Annotated in this window: 24 protein-coding genes; 2 read left to right on the top strand and 22 right to left on the bottom strand. The window is 35.2% G+C overall.

Annotated elements, in window-relative coordinates:
• Positions 1–2: 2 nt before the first annotated feature.
• Positions 3–650, bottom strand: a complete 648-nt coding sequence (locus J7E38_RS14230; RefSeq protein WP_214707065.1) for a class I SAM-dependent DNA methyltransferase — start codon at positions 648–650, stop codon at positions 3–5.
• 188 nt (positions 651–838) lie between these two features.
• Here J7E38_RS14230 and J7E38_RS14225 point away from each other — a divergent pair, with 188 nt between their 5' ends.
• Complete coding sequence (locus tag J7E38_RS14225; RefSeq protein WP_214707064.1) at positions 839–1192, top strand: response regulator transcription factor; 354 nt, start codon at positions 839–841, stop codon at positions 1190–1192.
• Between the two features lie 36 nt (positions 1193–1228).
• Here the strand turns inward: J7E38_RS14225 and J7E38_RS14220 are convergent, their stop codons facing one another.
• The 4 genes from J7E38_RS14220 to J7E38_RS14205 form a co-directional block, all read right to left on the bottom strand.
• Positions 1229–1870: a Type 1 glutamine amidotransferase-like domain-containing protein gene (locus J7E38_RS14220; protein ID WP_214707063.1), complete on the bottom strand. Its 642-nt coding sequence runs from the start codon at positions 1868–1870 to the stop codon at positions 1229–1231.
• A gap of 99 nt (positions 1871–1969) precedes the next feature.
• A complete protein-coding gene (locus J7E38_RS14215) occupies positions 1970–3262 on the bottom strand; it encodes an MFS transporter (protein WP_214707062.1) in 1293 nt (430 codons plus the stop codon).
• Between the two features lie 74 nt (positions 3263–3336).
• Entirely contained in the window at positions 3337–3711 is a 375-nt protein-coding gene (locus tag J7E38_RS14210; protein ID WP_214707061.1) for a DUF2750 domain-containing protein, read from the bottom strand.
• A 15-nt stretch (positions 3712–3726) separates the two neighbouring features.
• Entirely contained in the window at positions 3727–4182 is a 456-nt protein-coding gene (locus tag J7E38_RS14205; protein ID WP_214707060.1) for a GNAT family N-acetyltransferase, read from the bottom strand.
• Between the two features lie 134 nt (positions 4183–4316).
• Here J7E38_RS14205 and J7E38_RS14200 point away from each other — a divergent pair, with 134 nt between their 5' ends.
• Positions 4317–4469, top strand: coding sequence for a hypothetical protein (locus J7E38_RS14200; RefSeq protein ID WP_214707059.1), 153 nt, complete (start codon positions 4317–4319; stop codon positions 4467–4469).
• A 646-nt stretch (positions 4470–5115) separates the two neighbouring features.
• Here J7E38_RS14200 and J7E38_RS14195 read toward each other — a convergent pair.
• From J7E38_RS14195 to J7E38_RS14110, 17 genes are all read right to left on the bottom strand, one after another.
• Positions 5116–5688, bottom strand: coding sequence for a hypothetical protein (locus J7E38_RS14195; RefSeq protein WP_214707058.1), 573 nt, complete (start codon positions 5686–5688; stop codon positions 5116–5118).
• Positions 5689–5705: 17 nt separating this feature from the next.
• Complete coding sequence (locus J7E38_RS14190) at positions 5706–6050, bottom strand: hypothetical protein (RefSeq protein WP_214707057.1); 345 nt, start codon at positions 6048–6050, stop codon at positions 5706–5708.
• A 61-nt stretch (positions 6051–6111) separates the two neighbouring features.
• On the bottom strand, positions 6112–6354 hold the full coding sequence (locus J7E38_RS14185) for a hypothetical protein (protein ID WP_214707056.1): 243 nt from the start codon (positions 6352–6354) through the stop codon (positions 6112–6114).
• A 51-nt stretch (positions 6355–6405) separates the two neighbouring features.
• Entirely contained in the window at positions 6406–7269 is an 864-nt protein-coding gene (locus J7E38_RS14180; RefSeq protein ID WP_214707055.1) for an FxLYD domain-containing protein, read from the bottom strand.
• A 604-nt stretch (positions 7270–7873) separates the two neighbouring features.
• Entirely contained in the window at positions 7874–9199 is a 1326-nt protein-coding gene (locus tag J7E38_RS14175) for a phage portal protein (RefSeq protein WP_214707054.1), read from the bottom strand.
• 56 nt (positions 9200–9255) lie between these two features.
• Positions 9256–10860 (bottom strand): terminase large subunit domain-containing protein, encoded by a 1605-nt coding sequence (locus tag J7E38_RS14170; protein ID WP_214707052.1) that lies wholly within the window; start codon positions 10858–10860, stop codon positions 9256–9258.
• 51 nt (positions 10861–10911) lie between these two features.
• Positions 10912–11307 (bottom strand): hypothetical protein, encoded by a 396-nt coding sequence (locus J7E38_RS14165; protein WP_214707050.1) that lies wholly within the window; start codon positions 11305–11307, stop codon positions 10912–10914.
• Complete coding sequence (locus J7E38_RS14160; RefSeq protein ID WP_214707048.1) at positions 11304–11555, bottom strand: hypothetical protein; 252 nt, start codon at positions 11553–11555, stop codon at positions 11304–11306. The genes J7E38_RS14165 and J7E38_RS14160 overlap by 4 nt, the downstream gene beginning before the upstream one ends.
• Positions 11556–11813: 258 nt before the next feature.
• Positions 11814–12791 (bottom strand): hypothetical protein, encoded by a 978-nt coding sequence (locus tag J7E38_RS14155; protein WP_214707047.1) that lies wholly within the window; start codon positions 12789–12791, stop codon positions 11814–11816.
• Positions 12792–12833: 42 nt separating this feature from the next.
• Positions 12834–12998, bottom strand: a complete 165-nt coding sequence (locus J7E38_RS14150) for a hypothetical protein (protein WP_214707046.1) — start codon at positions 12996–12998, stop codon at positions 12834–12836.
• Between the two features lie 88 nt (positions 12999–13086).
• Positions 13087–13983 (bottom strand): hypothetical protein, encoded by an 897-nt coding sequence (locus J7E38_RS14145; RefSeq protein ID WP_214707045.1) that lies wholly within the window; start codon positions 13981–13983, stop codon positions 13087–13089.
• A gap of 497 nt (positions 13984–14480) precedes the next feature.
• Positions 14481–15350, bottom strand: coding sequence for an SU10 major capsid protein (locus tag J7E38_RS14135; protein WP_214707043.1), 870 nt, complete (start codon positions 15348–15350; stop codon positions 14481–14483).
• A 71-nt stretch (positions 15351–15421) separates the two neighbouring features.
• Positions 15422–15850 carry a hypothetical protein gene (locus J7E38_RS14130; RefSeq protein WP_214707042.1) on the bottom strand — a complete coding sequence of 143 codons (429 nt, stop codon included), beginning with the start codon at positions 15848–15850 and terminating at the stop codon, positions 15422–15424.
• A gap of 15 nt (positions 15851–15865) precedes the next feature.
• Complete coding sequence (locus J7E38_RS14125; RefSeq protein WP_214707040.1) at positions 15866–16141, bottom strand: hypothetical protein; 276 nt, start codon at positions 16139–16141, stop codon at positions 15866–15868.
• Entirely contained in the window at positions 16141–17394 is a 1254-nt protein-coding gene (locus J7E38_RS14120; protein ID WP_214707038.1) for a GLUG motif-containing protein, read from the bottom strand. Before J7E38_RS14120 ends, J7E38_RS14125 begins: the two co-directional genes overlap by 1 nt.
• Positions 17395–17400: 6 nt before the next feature.
• Positions 17401–17754, bottom strand: a complete 354-nt coding sequence (locus J7E38_RS14115) for a hypothetical protein (RefSeq protein ID WP_214707036.1) — start codon at positions 17752–17754, stop codon at positions 17401–17403.
• Positions 17754–17969, bottom strand: coding sequence for a BhlA/UviB family holin-like peptide (locus J7E38_RS14110; RefSeq protein WP_214707033.1), 216 nt, complete (start codon positions 17967–17969; stop codon positions 17754–17756). Before J7E38_RS14110 ends, J7E38_RS14115 begins: the two co-directional genes overlap by 1 nt.
• Positions 17970–18766: the final 797 nt, after the last annotated feature.

The raw sequence follows: 18766 nt of genomic DNA, 5'->3' as shown, positions 1-18766 counted from the left end.
CATTAATTTTTGTTTAACTTAACAGCCTCCATCAGCCAAACATAGGGATTCATCTTTTCAAAACGAATCTCAAAACCATTTTTTTGAAAAAGATGTTTCAGTACTTCAAGAGTTGTATAGTACTCACGCTGAAGGTCTTCAAGGAGATTTTTGAAACCCTGCTCTTTTACGATCCGATGTCGTTCTTCGCGATCCTTTTCATCCAAAAAAGCGGTATCAGCAAACACAATCTTTCCTTCAGCCTCTAACAATTCACTATATAGTTTGAGTGCGGAATCCTTTTCTTCATCTGTTAAATGATGAAAAGCATAGGTGCTGACAATTGAATCAACTTTTTGGGGCAATTCAGGGAAATGAATAAAATCTCCATCATACAAGTCTATATTCAAGAATCTTGCTTTCGTTTTCTCCCTCATCACCTTGGAAGGTTCTACACCGTAGACCTCTCTTCCCAAAGAAATCAGCTTTTCTGTCAGATTTCCTGTTCCGACTCCAAACTCCAGTACTGTCCCTGTTGACTTAGATGCTACTGCATGTAATATTCTATCATAATCTTCGAATACTTCTTTATACTCAGCATCATGCCCTGATACGGTTTCGTCATAAAATTCCGCCCAATCATCAAACAACGGGATAAATTCTCTCCCCATTTTAATCACCTGCTTTTAATTATAATTATTCCTATAAGTATAGTATGAATTAAAATATTATAAGACACATACTAGCACACAAAATATTTGAAATCAATTTTTTTCTCGTGCCTTACGCTCAGCAGACAAGAAAACAACCCAGCAATAGTGTATACTTACTTTAAATAAAGAACTTTCAGGGGGAAAATATGGGAAAGAGAGTATTGGTAGCTGAGGATGAGCAAAGGATTAGCCAATTGTTAAAGATGTATTTAGAGAGGGAGTCTTTTGAGGTTGAGGTTGCGAACAATGGTGTCGAAGCACTGGAGAAAGCAATTCAGGAATCCTTTGATATCATTATTCTTGATATTTTAATGCCTGGAAAAGATGGTTTCGCAGTCTTGGAAGAAATCAGGAAAACCAAAACTACGCCCGTGATCATGCTTTCTGCTAAAGGGGAGGCACAAGACCTTCAACGAGGAGAAGAGCTGGGTGCCAGTGATTACATTTTAAAGCCCTTCAGCCCAAAGGATGTAGTCTTAAAAATAAAGGATTTGGTATAACAAAAGGCATTGTGCAGTCACAATGCTTTTTTTTGCTTATAAAAACTGACCCTTCCGAATCTCATGCAGTTCTCCATAAAATTCGATATTGTCGTTATCAATGACGATCCCATCACCATCGTTACACAGATATATTCCTTCATCGTTGTGGAGAGAATATTCCAATAGCTTTTCGGGATTAGCTTCCAACCGGCCCCAGTGTGGCATGAATTCAAATCCTAAAAGTCCCAGACCATCCAAACGATCCAACTTCACTTCGTTTTCATCAAGAAAGTCTGCGATTTTAATGGAATTGGACATGATCATGCTTCCTGCACTGACACCGATTAACGGCTTACCCTCTAGTGCCATCTTCCTTATCAGTTTAAGCATATTCCTTTCCTGTAGGTTTTTTAAAAATGAGAACGTATTTCCACCAGACAAAAAAATGCCGTCACAACGTTTGAATTCTTCCAGCTTTCTTTCATCGAACTCCTCGTCGACATCGAAATATAAGAAGTCCGAAACACCCAGCGTCTCCAACTCCTGCTTCCCTTTTTCAAAATACCTTCTTTCCTTATCGGTTTTCGATGGGACATAGGCAAGCTTAAAAGGACCTGAGGATAGTAGTTCCCTGACTCTGCTGACCAGAGCTGGATTATTATTACTAACTTCACTAAGCATTACTAATTTTTTCATCTGATCACACTTTCAAGAATTTTTATCAGTTATGTTCAACACTGATGTCTTTAAATCCTTTAAAAAGCGTGAAAAAAAGAGCCTGAAAATCCAGACTCCTCATTTTCTATTCGACCAGATTACAAATGGAATCAACACCAGGGACAGTACCCCGCCTGCTAACGATAAGAACGCGAAGCTTGAATTAGCGACGACCATGCCTGATAGCATCCCACCGGACGCTCCTGACAACGCGACCATAACATCAATTGTTCCTTGCATTTTTGCCCGGTTGGTTGGATTTGTTGCATCGACTAGCAATGCTGTACCGCTGATCAGCCCGAAGTTCCAGCCCAGCCCCAGCAAGATGAGGGCCAGGGTAATCCAGAGCATGGACTCACCCGGGGCAACTGCAGCCATAATTCCTGCAGCGAGCAATGTAACTCCTGAGGCAACAGCCATTGCCGCGCGCCCGATTTTATCCACAAGCACACCTGTCAGTAGAGATGGAAGATACATTGCTCCAATGTGGAAGCCGATGACCATCCCGACAGCACTCAAACCATGACCATGCCTTCCCATATGTACTGGAGTCATGGTCATGATCGCGACCATCACCATTTGAGTCAGCACCATGATCAGCGCAGCCACGGCAATACCCCGTTTATCCGTTGCTTCTTCTTCCTCGATAAACTCTCGGCTGTTGACTCTGGCATTCCGTTCTGCCAAGGCTATTGCACGCGCAACAACAAATGGGTCGGGACGAAGGAAAAATAACAGGACCAAACCTGCAACAATATATGCTGCAGCAGCCAAAATGAATGGTCCGGATAAAGCCGGAACTCCAACCGATAGTGCGAATTTCCCCATTACATCAACAAGGTTCGGCCCGGCCACAGCACCAAACGTTGTCGAGACCATCGCAATGCTGACAGCTGTTGCACGCTGTTTAGCACTGGCCAAATCGGTGCCGGCATACCTAGCCTGCAAATTGGTCGCACTTCCCGCACCATAAACCAACAGAGCTGCGAACAGCAGATATATATTATTAGTAACAGCAGCGATTATGACTCCAATTGCGCCAATTCCACCCGTCAAAAATCCAGAGGCCAGGCCGGCACGCCGTCCATACCGCTGGGAAAGCCTTCCAACTACGAGGGCTGCACCAGCCGATCCTAAGGTGAAAAGAGCGGTCGGGAGTCCGGCCACAGTGTCAGTGCCCAGCATATCCTTTGCGAGCAATGCTCCTACCGTAATCCCGGCAGCGAGTCCGGCACCTCCAAAAATCTGTGAAAGGACAACAATGATTAATGTCCTTTTATATAATGCCCTTTGCTTTTCGGTTGATTCCACATAAGCTTGCAGCCACTCCGGCTGACTCTCCGCCGCTGCTGCTTCATTTTGTTTTGCCATTTATACAGCTCTCTCTTTCTGTTAATTGATATTCCGATTATACCACAAAGGGTATACTAGAAATGTCAAATGACTCAATAATTTTCAAGTTCAGCCAGCAAAGACTGATGTAAGACGTCGACTTCCACCACTACAGAATCTATGTCTGTAGGAAAAATTGAAGGCTTGATTCCGTCAGACTTCATCCCAGGTATCCATTTTTCAAGGAAATCCTCAAGCTCAATCCTTTTTGGGTTGCACGCTTCCCATTCCCTCTTTGCAAAGGCTTCAGCGAATGTTTCATTAGGAAATAATGGTAGCAATATCCTTTCCATATCATCCTTAGCAGTTGCCCATCCATCATGATATAGGCCCCAAACCTCTTCATAATCTGCGGCTTTTTTAATAAAGTATTCGTATCTAATCTTTGCGGGCTGCCGTATTACAGCTTCAAATTCTTTTGGATTCATAACCATTCGTTTCTCCTATCTATGCCCGTCTTTTCTCGCCTGAATATATCCATAATACGCACAAGTCCCGTTATGGCTAAGATCTTTCACTTCGAACCCGCATTTTTCATAAAAATTGAAGTTGTTCGCTGAAGTATGGGCGAACCAGTCTCCATGAGGCAATTTCTGAACACATAATTGCACCAGCTTCTTACCGATGCCTTTCCCTCTGTACTCAGATAGCACTGCCAGGTCCATAATATTCGCAGCCATAATTTGATCAGAAATGACTCTGACCATACCAACCATTTCATTTTGGTCCCATACCGTAAAAGCCCAGGTAGAATTTTTAAATATCAATGAAAACTTCTCCTTTTGCCATTCAGGTGTATTCCTTGACCATCCGGCGTCTTGGAATAACTTCTCTACCTGACCCGCAGGAAGCCCATTTGTTCCTTCGCGGATCACCAATCCATTAATATACTGATACATACTTGTCCCCTTTTTTTTATGTTTGTTAGGGACACATATTCTTTATCAGTCATAACCTTTCCTGCCATAGTTTTACTTTTGCCGTTTAAATTGATCAGCAATGACAAAATCTAATGATAGGAGGTGCTTTTTATATGGCCAGAATCCATAACCCTGTGAATGGTGATAAAAACAAACGAGGCGCAGATGGACAAATGCATGGCGGAACATTAGAAACAGCAGATGAATTTTTTGATTCAATTTTTCAGCAAGGAGCTAAAAAGAAACCCGGAGACAAACAAAAATAACGTCGTTTTTGGCGTTATTTTTGTTGATCTAGCTGGATTAGCCAATTCAAGATGACACTTTATCCTTCTAAAAGGCCATTAAGGGAGTATCTTAGACATTTCGGCTTCTGAGCCACTTCAAAATGTCCATTAAACCCGGTTTCTTAGACATTTCAGCATCTGACACAGCCCAAAATGTCCTTTAAACCCTATTTCTTAGACATTTTCTCTTCTGGGCCAATCAAAAATGTCCATTAAACCCGGTTTCTTAGACATTTCAACATCTGACACAGCCCAAAATGTCCATTAAACCCGGTTTCTTAGACATTTCAGCTCCTGGCACAGTCCAAAATGTCTATTAAACCCGACTTCTTAGATATTTCAGCTGCTGACCCACACCAAAAACTAAATAAATGAGAAAAGCACCCATCCATAAGATGAGTGCTTGTCCGTCTTTATTATTTTCCTGTCTGCTTGTTCATTGCTGACATCATTTGATTGATTTTCTTCTGGGATGGTTTCTAAATAAAACCACCTAAACCTTATAAATAAAGGGTTTTTCACTACCCTTTTTCCACTTTTACTGCTAAGGAAAATATACCATCATTTTTACCTATTGTCTACTCAAAAGGAAATAATTAGGTTAATCTTTCTAATTAACAGGAAATTAGACACCCATTTCACAAGTTAAAATCATTAATCCCTTTTTAGTAAAATCCCTATTCAATACCTTATAATTACCCTCAAAATTAAAAGTATCATTAACCTTTAACTTATCCCTATTCACTTGATTATCCTGAACAACTACAATAATTTGATTATCTGGCACTCTTATTGCAGAAGAATTATCAATTGAGAATGATTTATTGTCCACAATGGCAGATATAAATATTGGATCACCAACAGTACACTCAACTATCGGGTCTCCAAAGTCATTATAACCAACAGTTTCACATACTTCTTCCCCTTGTCGTTCAATCTCAATATTACAATGACGCATAAGGGCTTTATACTTTCCACCACGCTTACTAATGGATTCAGTAATGACTAAGTACCTCTCACCTTCTAATGCTATCATATCGCCTTGTATAACCTGTTCAATACTATGTATGTACTTTTGGTCAAATTCACTTATTGATGGATTCGTAATAATGGCTTTTCTTTCAGTGTCATTAACTGTAACTGTTTGACTTGTAGAATCAAACAAATAATCTAAATCTGCAGTATTAGGACTGAACATATGTAATCACTCCTTTCTTAATCTCCAAACAACATGAAGAAATTGGATTCATTCTGCAATTGGTCATCTGTTTTCAGTGTCCTAATTTTCCGTTCTAGTTGATCTATCCGATTCATTAAATTCTCATGGAAGTCAGATACAGTCATATCATCCAATTTATACGACTTCATGCCACTTGGATTATTGGCAATTGATTCAAGGACAGACAAGGCAGCACGGTATATATTTTTCTTATTAGTGGCTGATTGTGCGTCATATTCGACAAATGGCTGTAGTTCATTTTCTTGCAGGTAAATGGTTAATTCATCCTGTTCAAGTTGAATACCTTTAGTTTCTAATTCTAAGCGTTGAAGGTTATTCATTTTATCAATTCCTTTCTGTACAATATAAAAACACCCTCAATTGAATGAGAGTGTAAACAAATTACTTTTTGTATATAAATTCAATCTGGAACTCTTTTTCTTCTTGGTGTTTACTAAAATAAAACTTTGACTCTTTTATTACGTATGGTTTATATTTCTCTTCTTTAATATCAAAGTAATCAGGGAAAAAAACTTCATCTGATTGAAGCATTAACAATACCTCATGATGGGGTATATTCTTTGTTTCTTGAATCCAATCATCATTATCTTCTATTGTTAATAATACTTTTACTTCATCACTCATTTTCACACCTCCCTTCTATCTACTTAATTCGACATTAGGAAGGAATTTCCTTTAATACCCTACATTATAATCATAAACTTCAATTCTATATTTTGAATAAACTCCGCCAATCATTTCAGTCATTAGTTTAAAACTTTTACGTTCATTTGGTAAAAGAGCGTCACTACTATTTACATAAGTTGTATCAGTGTCAAGGATTTTTCCGTTATCATCCATATATGTAACCTTAACCTCAATAAATGAATAAGTTTTATCACTATTATTTTTTAATGCACCAGTAACATAAATATATTTACCATCAATATTGCCTGACTTTTCCACAATCTCTAAATCAGGTTGCTTGTTGTTCTCCTTATAGGTAGACAATACATTTGATTCATTTGCACTCACTGTTCTTGTTTGAAATTTACTGTTCTCATCATAATATGAAACTTCCATTTCATATTCGGTTGGTGATTTATAATAGTCATAAGTAATGGAAAATGAATCAGATTCTCCAGTTTTACCATTCAAATCAAATACCAAAATTTCCGATATGCTACAAAATGTTTCTTCACCGCATTTAATCAAAGAATCTTCGGTAATAGTTTTAATTGCTTCGGCTACTTTCCCTAATTCATTCCGTTTTTGTTTATCGGACAATTTCATAAACTTCTCATTTCCATTTGTCAAAACATCATAGGAGTAAACCTTATATTCTTTGTAGGTTGTTGGAGGATCATCTTGTTTACTCAAAGAAAAGTTACTAAAATATTTGCTTAAATCTTTATCTGATTTTAACTTTTCATCCAACTGTAAAACTAACTCATCATCAAAAAGATTGGGACTAACTAATGAATCATAAATCCATGCCGCCAAGATTAACGCAATAGGAACAGAAATAAAAATGATAAATTTCTTTTTTGCTGAATCCAAAATAATACACCTCCCTAGTTTATAGTTAAACTTTACCATTAATTAGGAAGGTGTATATCTAATTTTTTAACAATTCTATACAATTCGTTCGACAAAATAAAAAGCACGGTTTAGAACCATGCTAGAATTGATTTATTACTGTTTATTTATTCGATATTAACGTTTGATTGGTAAGGTAATACGATTGTAAGGGTAAAGATTAAAACGGTTAATTTGCTGTAAATTTCAATATTTTTTCTTGGGTGTGTAAAATGATATGCTAGGGGCAATATTTTCCAGTTAGGGGTATCGAATATGGCTCAAATACCCTCTAAAATACCCTAAAATAGTGGGGGGATAATATCTGTTATGCCCTAGTTTACATAATACATGTTCTAGGAAGTAATCCTATACCTGCCATGAACACTTGATACTACTGGATTCAGTTAGGTTTTTAAAAATTCATCTAGTTTACAATAATTTTACCCATAATACTGCCTATTAGTCAAGCAGATATATAATAACATGTGCGTGACAGGTGATATATTACCCTATATTACAAACACTTGCCACGCTTATATTTGTTATTATCTAATCCCTACTACTTAACTAAGAATTAATCCCCTTAATCTTCCTCATCCTTCTCCTTACTATTATCCTTAACATTCCCCTCACTCACAATCTTACCTAGTTCCATTTGAACATCAGTTGTATAAGGACTATGACCTAAAATACTTTCTAAACTTATGGCTCCCATTTCCCTCAACTCTTTAAGATTCTCAATAATCTCTTTGTCATTGCTTGGAGTTGCATACTGGAACACCATATCTAAACTTTCAAATTCATCATCTGAAAACTTGATCCCTCTGTATTCTAATAACTTCCTTACCTTCTCATTCCTCTGTTCCAATCCCTCACGCATAAACTGTTCATTCATTCCTGCTTTAATGTTTGCCAATTGGAACAATAACTTGATACTAACCTCTGACAAGTTGCTAATATCCGTCTTATTCAAACTTACAGCAGGAGTTTGTGACACATCTAATAAAGATTGCAGCAAGGTTTTATAAATCGTTCCAAATGATTGATAATCCAATTGATTAGATACAAACTTTGCGTCTGCTCCATCATCTAGGTTAATACCTTTACCTACTACTTCACTTGGTAATGCTTCACCTTTCAATGTCTGCCCTTGTGTTATAAAGATTGGATCAATAAACTTATAGAAACTATCAGTATACTTACTGATTAAGTCCTCCATGCTATCAAGTATCTGTACCCAATCATCTAATTCACTTCTACCTTCTAACTCTGATAACTCATTCTCATTATGATAGACAATAGGCAATCCGCTTAGATTAGCATACCTTTCAATAAGATTAACTCCCTCACCACCTGCATTACTATATGTACTAACTGTTTCTTCCTCATAGACAATGTAATAAGTAATAGCGTCATTCACATACGCTTGAACAAAGGCAATTAGATTGTTCTCATGGTCATATACTGGATAACCTTCACTAGAATCAATCAACTTAGATTTAATGACATTCTTATCTAAATAAACATATTCAGCCACCTGTCCATATTTCAGAACCTTATCCAGTACCTTTAGATTAAGACGGTCATATTTCCCCTTACGATTCACCTTTTGATATTCCTTTACCGCCTTTTCATTACCTGTTAAAGTGATAGGATTCTGCAGAAGATATGCCTTTTGGAAATTTAATAGAGTTTTAGCATACTGTAAGACAATCTTTCTTGGAGTAAACTCTTTGCCATTATATTTATAACTGGCTCTTTGCAATATCTTATGATTACCGTTCAAATATTCCTTTTTATTCATAATCTCCATGACACGTTGCTGATGATAAACTTCACCTACTACTTCAACAAACCAATCAGAAGCACCATCATATTTTTCACGAATGTACTTTTGTAGTATATTCATTCTCTCAACCCCTTCAAATAAAATAAAAGAGGTCTAGTACATGATGCACCAAACCCCTAAATATCTACATAATATTTACTTTGTTTCATTGCCTGACAAGCCATTGCAACCGCAATAACTAAGTCATCATGTAGGTTATTACCTTTCTTGTTGCCCATCTTCCCATTATTATCTTGATAAATCTTCATTTCTTCCAAAGTGTCTACACATTCGATATTAATAAGACCTAACTCAAAATTCTCTTTCATATCATTAATGAGTATTGGCTTTGTGGTATTGGTTGTCATATAGCCAAGTTGCAATTTTTTCTTTCCCTTTTGATCGAAAACTTTCTGTTTCAACAGATTCATATAACCGTATTCTTTCCTTAACTTCTCCAACAATGGCAAACCGTAACTATTCCTCTCCACAGCAATAAAGGCATAATTAAAAAACCTGCCTACATCATTCACAATCTCTGCGAATTTATAGACAGGAATATCATTTGCATATAGTGAAGCCATTTGCTGACCGTCTGAATTAAATACAGCCATTGTACTATTATCGTTATGTCCACCAGTACCAGAAGCAACGTCAACACCTGCATAGTGTTTTATTCCTCTCTTTGGCAAATGGAAAATGAATAGATTCTTGTTTATGTATGGTTTTAATGATTCAGGTAAAGTTTCCTCTACATCAGAATAAGAAAGTGGATCAATGACATTCTGTAACCGTTCAATTATCTTCTTTGTATCAAATACAGCCACATTGGAGGTCTGGAATGCTTCATCGGGAGTTGTAGGAAATTCACGCTGAAACTTTTCCAAAGAGTTTGTTTCTATGTAATACCGCCTAAACATCAACTGTCTGAATGTGGCATTATACTTCTCATGTAACTCTTTTTCATCCCGCTCTAAGTGATTATAAGACATTCTCGCACCTTTATTATATAACCTGAACCATTCCTCTGCTTCGTTGAAACTATGCTTAAATTGCTTACTATACGCTTCTGCAAGCCATGAGAAAAAGAACGCTTTCCATACACTTTCCTTACCTCTAAATGCTTTCATGAACATCTCTTGATATGTATTAAATCCCATTGCGGTACTTTCAATGATAATCTTACTGTTCGGATTCTTAGCCAATGCAGGAATTGAAGTTGCTATGATTTCCTCCTGGGCTTCATTAGGATACTTTGCCATTTCAGATAAATGGATTAATTCAAATGTATTCCCTGAAATAGAATCCTCTCCACCTGCTGTTGCCATCTGTACCCTTGATCCATTTTCAAAGTAAATTTCATCTCGGTTACTGATAATTTTTTTAGGAAACAAATTAGGATACTTGTCATGAGGAAGGGAGTTATACATTTTATTTATTCGCCTTAATAATGACTGTGTTACCTTGTTGTGGTGTGTCATCATCAGATAGGAAGTATCAGGTTTAGTACATGCGGAATACAACATATAAGCCAAACTCCATGTAGTAAAACCAATCTGTCTCCCCTTCAAAATGATATTAAATTTAACCATTTCATCAGTAAACTGTTCCTGTTCAGGATTCAATATAAAAGGTACACTTTCACCGTTATTATCAATTATCTTAATGAAATTCTTACTAAATAGTCGAAAATCAGACATTACCTTTTGCAATGCTTTACTTTGCTTCGATTTAACTGCCATCTACTCACCTCCAATTCCCATAGAAAAGGAGTGCCCAAGTTGGTACACCCCTTAACTCAAATCTAATTCGTCATCTTCTTCTAAATCTTCTTCAACCGCCTTAAAAGTTTTCGCTGCCAATTTAGCGTTTGATTGTATATCCTTCTGAATGGACAAAAATAGACGGATAAATTTTTCGTCACCGTCTTTTGCTTTATCAACTATATTTTTATAGATTATGTCATAATCATTTGCTACTTTACTATCCAGCAATAGTAAAACTAAATTCTTATACTCTTGGCTCTTTTCCCACTTGATAAAACCATTAAGAGTTTTTAATCCAACAGTTTTCAGAAAATCTTCTTCTGATTTCTTGGGTACACCTTGAACAAATCGAATATCATGCTTCCATTCAAAATACATTCTCTTTTTATTCTCGGTTTGCTTTAATGCTTCATAGATATTCATTCACTTACACCATCTTTTTCATGAAGGTAAGATAACATTTCATCATAAATTTTTATATTTTCTTCACACAGTCGCAGATATTCTTCAACATTGATTTGCATTGCTTTAACTCCATCTTGCAATGACTGAATATTCTCCTGCATATCTGCAATATGACTTTGTGAACCCTCGATAATTACATGAATATCCTGACATGCTTCTTTAACTTTTTGATTCTTAGTTTTGAATAAGTTAGCGAATAATTTCATAATAGATTCCTCCGGTTTGATTAAATTTTTGAATACAAAAAGGAAGATGAAAATCACCTTCCAAATAGAAAATCGAATATGTGCTTATTTGCTATAATTAGAATATAAGGATTGATTAACTTTGAATTTAAATTTGAAAATTATTAATAATAAATTTAAGTTGAAATTAATTCTAAGTATCAATTTCAAATATATCTCATAGGCAATTTTCGCCTATATTATATATATAGCAATAAAGCACATATTCAAAATTTGATATTAATATGGTAAATCCTCTAATGGAATATCACATTCTTTTCCCCATAGATGTTTATATTTCTCTCGTTGTTCAGCGTAATATTCTGCTCTAGTTTTTATTTTAATTTTTTCATATGCTTGTGGTATGTCACTAAATGAATCAAATTCATTAACTATGTATGTATTTGCTTTTCTTTCTTCATCAGGTAGTCCAAGAACAAAGTGTTTCTGATTAACTAGACATTGAATCATATTATATTTTTTCAATTCATCTAAATAATTTGTTAATGTCCTTGTAGCAATTCCTGTTTCTTTTGCTAGTTTCTCAACTGGGCAATCATAACCGCCCTTGTAAAAATTGTTCATCATCTTTATGTAGCTGTAAATATAGAATCCAATTGTTCCAATCTTGTCATTAGCCATGCAGAACATAAATACTTCAAAAGGAATCTGATGAGTATTCTCTACCTCAAAGAATGTACCATCTTCATCCCCATCCTCATATGCTTCTTTACATTCTTCAATATGTGGATAGCGGTAAAATGCTCTTACAGGTAATTTAATAGAGTATTTTCTTCCTAAACTTTTTTTGACATTTTGGATAGTTTCTTCATCATCTTCTCCATCTAATTCACTAAACATCATAAACTCTAAATTTTTTGTAAGTGAATCATAAGTCCAACTTAAAGGAAAATCCTTTACAGTTGAAGTCATTTGCAATTGATCTAGTAATCCACCCTTTTTAATTAATGGATTGATACTCCTTGTATTGCTACTGTAACCCAAAATTTCTTTAATCTTATCATTATCTAACCCTCCAACATTGTAGTATTTGCAATGTCTGTATAAGTAAGTTGTTAAATATAGATAAGAATAGGCAAATGCCAGTTGTTGAGAATTATTAATATTTGACCTTAATTCGTCAAACAACTCATTTGGCATGTGAATGATTTCTTTCTCGTAAAATGCAACAGTTCTTTCAATTTCTTCGTATTTCATATTGTTACCTCCGAATTTTTATTAGAATTTTTATAGAGTTTCTTATCTTGCTTTGTATTCGTCTAGTGCCTTTTGCAACGTTTCATCTATTGGATATAAGGAGAAAACTTTTTTTGTTTTCAAATCCTGTGCAACTGTGATAAATTTAATCCCCTTATTCTGCAGAAAATCTGATACTGATTTGTTGTAGCAGAAAAAATATTTCATGATTTTATCCTCCCTTGGGAAATATATGAAGTTGTGATAGTTCCGTCAACGAAAAAAAGAAAAAAGAGGAACATTTTTTTGCTCCTCTTTAAGCCAATTTTTCTAATGTAGTTAGTTCAACTTTATTTCGATATGTATAAGCAAGTGATAAGATATTTTTCTTATCAAGTGTATTAAGATTGATTTCATGTAATTCTTTTGACTGCCTATGTAATTCTCTTGCCAATTTAAATTGACCTTGTGGAATAATAATAGGAAAACCTAAATTCTTTTCAATGAATGGAATATCAAGTAAATTCCCATCACGAAACCATTTACCAGTAACTGCACTCTTTTTCCACGGTCTTTCATTGACAATATAACCTTGCTTATTGATCTCAATTTTAGAATCAAGACCTATTTTTCTCATGAAGTCATACATTTCATTTATTGAGTATTTGTCTAATAGGTCAATCATCCAAGTCAAACCTAAATCTTCAAGGTATTGGTTATGTATTGCCTTGTATTGATTTGAATAATGTCCTTTAAAAGCAACATCAATACATGCTAAAATAAGCCCTCCTTCAATTGTAGGGGGCTGTTTACCTTCCATATAGTAGGCATACATTTGTAATACTGTACTGCCAGCATATTTTTGATTATAGGTACTAAGATTAATTCCATTGAAAGTATTTATATTTGCCATTTGACTATTGCCAATTTCGGCAGCGTTGGATAAATTTACGTGATTATCAAAGCACCGGAAACCTTCTTGAATCAATGACATATCAATACCAACAAATTTCTTACCTAAATCCCTATCATCTGAATAGTAAAGATTCTTGAAGTTGTAAAATCCTCCAATCTCCACTCCTGAAACATGTGAATACAAGGAAGCTCCAATTAGTGAATCGTTATCGTCACCTAGACAACTTTCAAATTTATCCTTATTTGGATCAACTACAAAATCTAAACTATCAAATTTGCTTTTCAATTCTTGCTTCATACTTCAGTGAAAGAGAAAATTCTCCCACTATCCTTCAAATGGTAAAGCCCTCATGACAACAATTGTTAGTCGTCAATAACCATCAAACCCGACAATGTAGTCGTATTTGACATCCTCCTTTTAATCCTCATAAATAAATTTTGAGTTTACGTACACTCAATTATGATTAAAAGAAGGATGTGGTTATGACGAATCTTTTGTAAAACCTCTTGTCACTTCTTCACCTCCACCTTCTGATTAATTGTTTGAATTATTTTCTGTCTATGTATTCTCTATATCTTTGAATCTTTTCTTTGGACATTCCACAATTGCCAGTTTCATATCTAGAAATTAATGATTGACTGCAATTTAAATAAACTGCTAATTCGTTATGTGTTATTTTCTTTTGTCTACGTTTTAGAAAATACTCATCCTTTATATTCATCCTCTTTTCTCCCTGATTAAATAAAAGAACGCTCCTTCATTTAGAAGGAACGTTCCTAATATGTATTTAGTTATTAAGCAACAGTTACTACTGCAATACCCTTCTTAGAACCTGCTTTAAGAGTTGCTTCTGCAATTACTTGTCCTTTTACAGAATCACCTGTTTTTGCAAGTGGCTCAAAGTGTGGCTCACGAAGGTAAACAAGGTCAACATAGTTGTCGTTAAATACAACCATCTTATCTGCTGGAACATGCTTACTTAGAACGAATTGAACATTACCATAATTTGTAGCAATTTCATCAACCAATAGACCGAATGAAGTTGTTTTGTGTTGGTAAGAGTAACGGTCTTTATAGATTGCGTCAATTTGTTCTTTAATGTCTGCACCAACAAAAGCATAGTAGTTACCTTCTGCAAGGTCTTGGTTCCAAAGTTTACGCATAACTTCCTTAACTGTTTCCTCTGTCACAGCACCAGTAGCAGGTACAGCATTTGAAGGGTCTGCCATTTCAATTAGACCTGACAATTGACGCTTGAATGGAGTGACAGAACCATCTGCCTTTAGACCGTTAATAAATTTCTTTTCCATGTTAATTTTCAGTTCAAGCAAACGATCATTAACCTCTTGTGTAAATTGACTAGTTTGCATAGCAAGTGCTGTTCCAGAAACACTTGCACCTTTCTTGAAAATTTCAAGAATGTTATTCAATTCTGCTCTTGCTGTTTCAAAGAATTGAATTTCATCAGAACCCTCAACCGCAGACAAATCATCTGTATGGTCAAGAGTTTTTTCCCTCCACGTGTATACAGTAGAAAGTGCCTTTTCGATATTTCCTTTTGCCATTAACATAGAAGTTAATGGTGTTGCTTGTACTCCGATAATTGCAATTTCCTTAGCAAGTGATACCTGTTCCATGTTAGTAAAGTTGTTAGATTTAAACATTAATAATCATTCTCCTTTAAAGTTAGTTTTTAATATATAAAAAGCACCCTGACATTTTGCCAAAGTGCTAGTTACCCAAATAATTTAGATAATTTTGCTGAAAGCATACCGCTAACATCCTTCTTCTGTTCTGCCACACTATAAGCGTCTGATTTACTATGGTCAGCAGGTACATAACCCATTGACACTTTAATTTCATTTAGTAAACCTTGAAACTTTTCAATTTGTGGCTGCAAGTCCTCAATCTTTTCTACCTTGAAAAAATCAGCAAACTTTTCCAATCCTGCTGACTTCAACTCAATTGATAATTCCTTCTGAAATAACTCTTGTTGCTTAGTTTGGATTGCTTTTTCTTCATCCGATAAATCTTTTGGCTTGAATTGAAGTAATCCATCCCTTTCTTGAATGATTGGATTTAATTCTTTTTCCATCCATTCATTTTTTGCCTTGCCAATTTCCTCTTGCAACTGTTCCTGGGTAAAACTAATTTCTTCTGACATTTTCCTACCTCCTGATTAAATAAATTTGACTTCTACCTTTCCTCTACTAAGGATAGGTTTGTTACTATAACTGCCGATAAACTCGAAAATAAATTCGTTCAATTCATCGGCAGGCACATAGTCATAAAAATAGAGACCTATACCCTCTTTGGCGGTCTCGTCTAAAAGTATTTGTTCAACTTGTGTTTTGTCAGTTTTGTAAATGGTCAACTTAATATCTGTTGGATCAACTGACTGACCTGTGAAAGTTTTGAAGTGAACCTTCAATCTAACTGTATCCCCTTGATACATTATTTCCTCACCTCCACATGGGAAGGATTGATAATCATGCCTGAATGGCTCTGATTATTGTTTATTATTGATTCTGACGTGTTTACAACCTTCTGAATACTAGGCATACCCTCATTGATAGACACGCTAGAATCGTTAAATAAGACGCTTAAATAAGCAGTTATTTGTTTGTTAGCAATTGGATAGATTACCTCTACATTAGAGTAGATTGGATGAATATAAGAAAGTAATTCATTTACCTTTTTTGATTCTCTATTTATAAATGATTCTATTGGTTGGATATGAGTATCAACTTTTACAATCGTGTTTATTACTGTCTTAACGTTTCGTGTGGCTGTCGTTTCAATATTCGATAGATAGCCCTCGACACTTCTTAAAGTCGCTGTATGACGTTCAGAAGCAGTAATAAATTGATTTAAATAGGTATGTATTTCTCTTGTTTCTTTTTTGACAGATACAACAGGCAGACCAAATATTTGTAAGTATGGATAATCACCATTTATTCCCCATATGGTAGAAAAATCCCAATCTGTAAAAGTCGATTGAGTTTTCATTTCAGCAGTAGTTTTACTTATCCCACCTGCCGAAATAGTTTGTCCGCTAGTTTGAGTATCATAATAAGAGTTAGTAACTGCAGTAGAACCTGAATGAGAACCTATCAATCCACCATTATATAAACTAGGATCAGGAGTAACGGTAACTAACCCTGTTGAGTAACATTTGTTTACGAGAGCATTTACAGATACACCATTTCCTAAAAGCCCACCTACTCGACCAGTACCAGTAACATTTGCCATAGAGAAACTATTTTCAATTATTCCATCTGAAAATCCAACTAAACCACCGACACCATACTGACCATTAATTTGACCTGTGGAATAACAATTTTGGATATTTCCTTTTGATAAATAGCCAACAATAGCCCCTACATAGTTATAGGTATTGCTATTTATATTACAATTTTCAATTCCTAAGTTTTTTATGGTTACTGTTCCATAGTTGATATATCCAAATAACCCAACGTACACAGAAGATTCATTGATAGTTAAATTCAGTATTTTAAAACCATTACCATCAAATGAACCTTTAAAAAATGTGGTTGTACTGTTTCCAATTGAATTGAAATTTCCCCAACTAGACATATCAATATCATTTACTAATTGGTAATGTGCGGTTAGGTTGTTTCTGACTGCATTAAGGTCAGAAGGAGTCGATACTAAATAAGGATTACTCGCTGTTCCTGCACCTATCATTAATCATCACACTACTTTCGGCACTTCAAAGGAATGAATCACCGTCAATTCGTCTTGATCTCCCTCAATTGTAAATGCTGTAAATGATTCAACTGATAATGGATTACCACCTGTTGCAACATTGTATATTACTGATTTAGCAAATGTTTTAGGGGCTGTAATATCTGAATCAGAACCTTTAATAATAACTTGTAATTTTAATGTCTGTTCTCCTGCTAGATGTGTCCAAGTCACTCGGCTATCAGAAGGAGATAATCTTACAATTACAACTCCTGTGTCGTCTTGCAACTCAATATACTTCCAATTGGATTGAATATAATTCCGTAAATCTGAATATGCACTTGCTGTAATCTCTGCCATTATTTAACCTCCTTCAAATTCTGAATTTGTGTTTCTAATCGTTCTAATGATTGAACAATCTTTTCTTGTGCTTCATTTTGTTTATCAATTTGTGCTGTGAGTTTATCTTCCCTTACTTTTGCTTCTTTGCGTGTGTCAAAAAGTAACCAAACGAAAAGTAAAGCAAAGATTCCCTGTTGTGCAAATTGATCCAGTGGAATTGTAGTTAAATCCATTGTCAACACCTCCCTTAATAATTGTTGCGATTTAATAATAAATATGAGAAAAAATTTTTAAAGCCATAAAAAATAGGAGTAGCCCAAAAAGGACTACTCGCAGAAAGCGGAAGTCAAAAAGTGATTTTGACTTTGGAGGATTATAAATAATGCACTTGATACTTGAAGGGAATACCCTTCATTGAGATGGAAACTTGAGTTTCCGTTTGAATGAAATGTATTTCTCTATCATAGTAACAGAATAACTAAAAAACGCTGTATCCATTGGGAGAGTAAGTGTCAAGTGGTTTTTCATTTTGGTAAAGTTATTTATTTATTTCTCTATCATAGTAACAGAAAAACTAAAAAACGTTGTATCCCTTGGGAGAGTAAGAGGGAAAGCACTTTATCGCTTAGGTAGCATAACTTTTCTCTATCACAGTAACAAAATAATTTAAAATGGTTGTATCCCTTGTGGGAGTAAGGTTGTAATTATATTTCTAACCCGCTAGTTTGTATATTTATCTCTATCATAGTAACAGAATTACTAAAAACCCCTTTATCACTTGCAGGAGTAGGGCATAATGGCATTTTCTATTTCAAACATGGCTATTTTTGCGTTTTAAGTAGTTTTCTTATCATAGTAACAGAATAACTAAAAAACGCTGTATTCCTTGGGGGAGTAAGGTTGGAATCATGTTTCTAACGGTGGTTATAAATAAAACCGTTATTTTACTGTGGTATCCACCCTGATAAATAAAGCAAATAGCGGTCTTAATTACATTCCTATCCACCCTGATAAATACCAATTGCTGTTC

It is taken from the genome of Bacillus sp. ISL-35 (assembly GCF_018613355.1).
GTDB lineage: Bacteria > Bacillota > Bacilli > Bacillales > Cytobacillaceae > Mesobacillus.
Note: the sequence above shows the minus strand (reverse complement) of the source record. Positions and strands in the feature narration are given on the sequence as shown.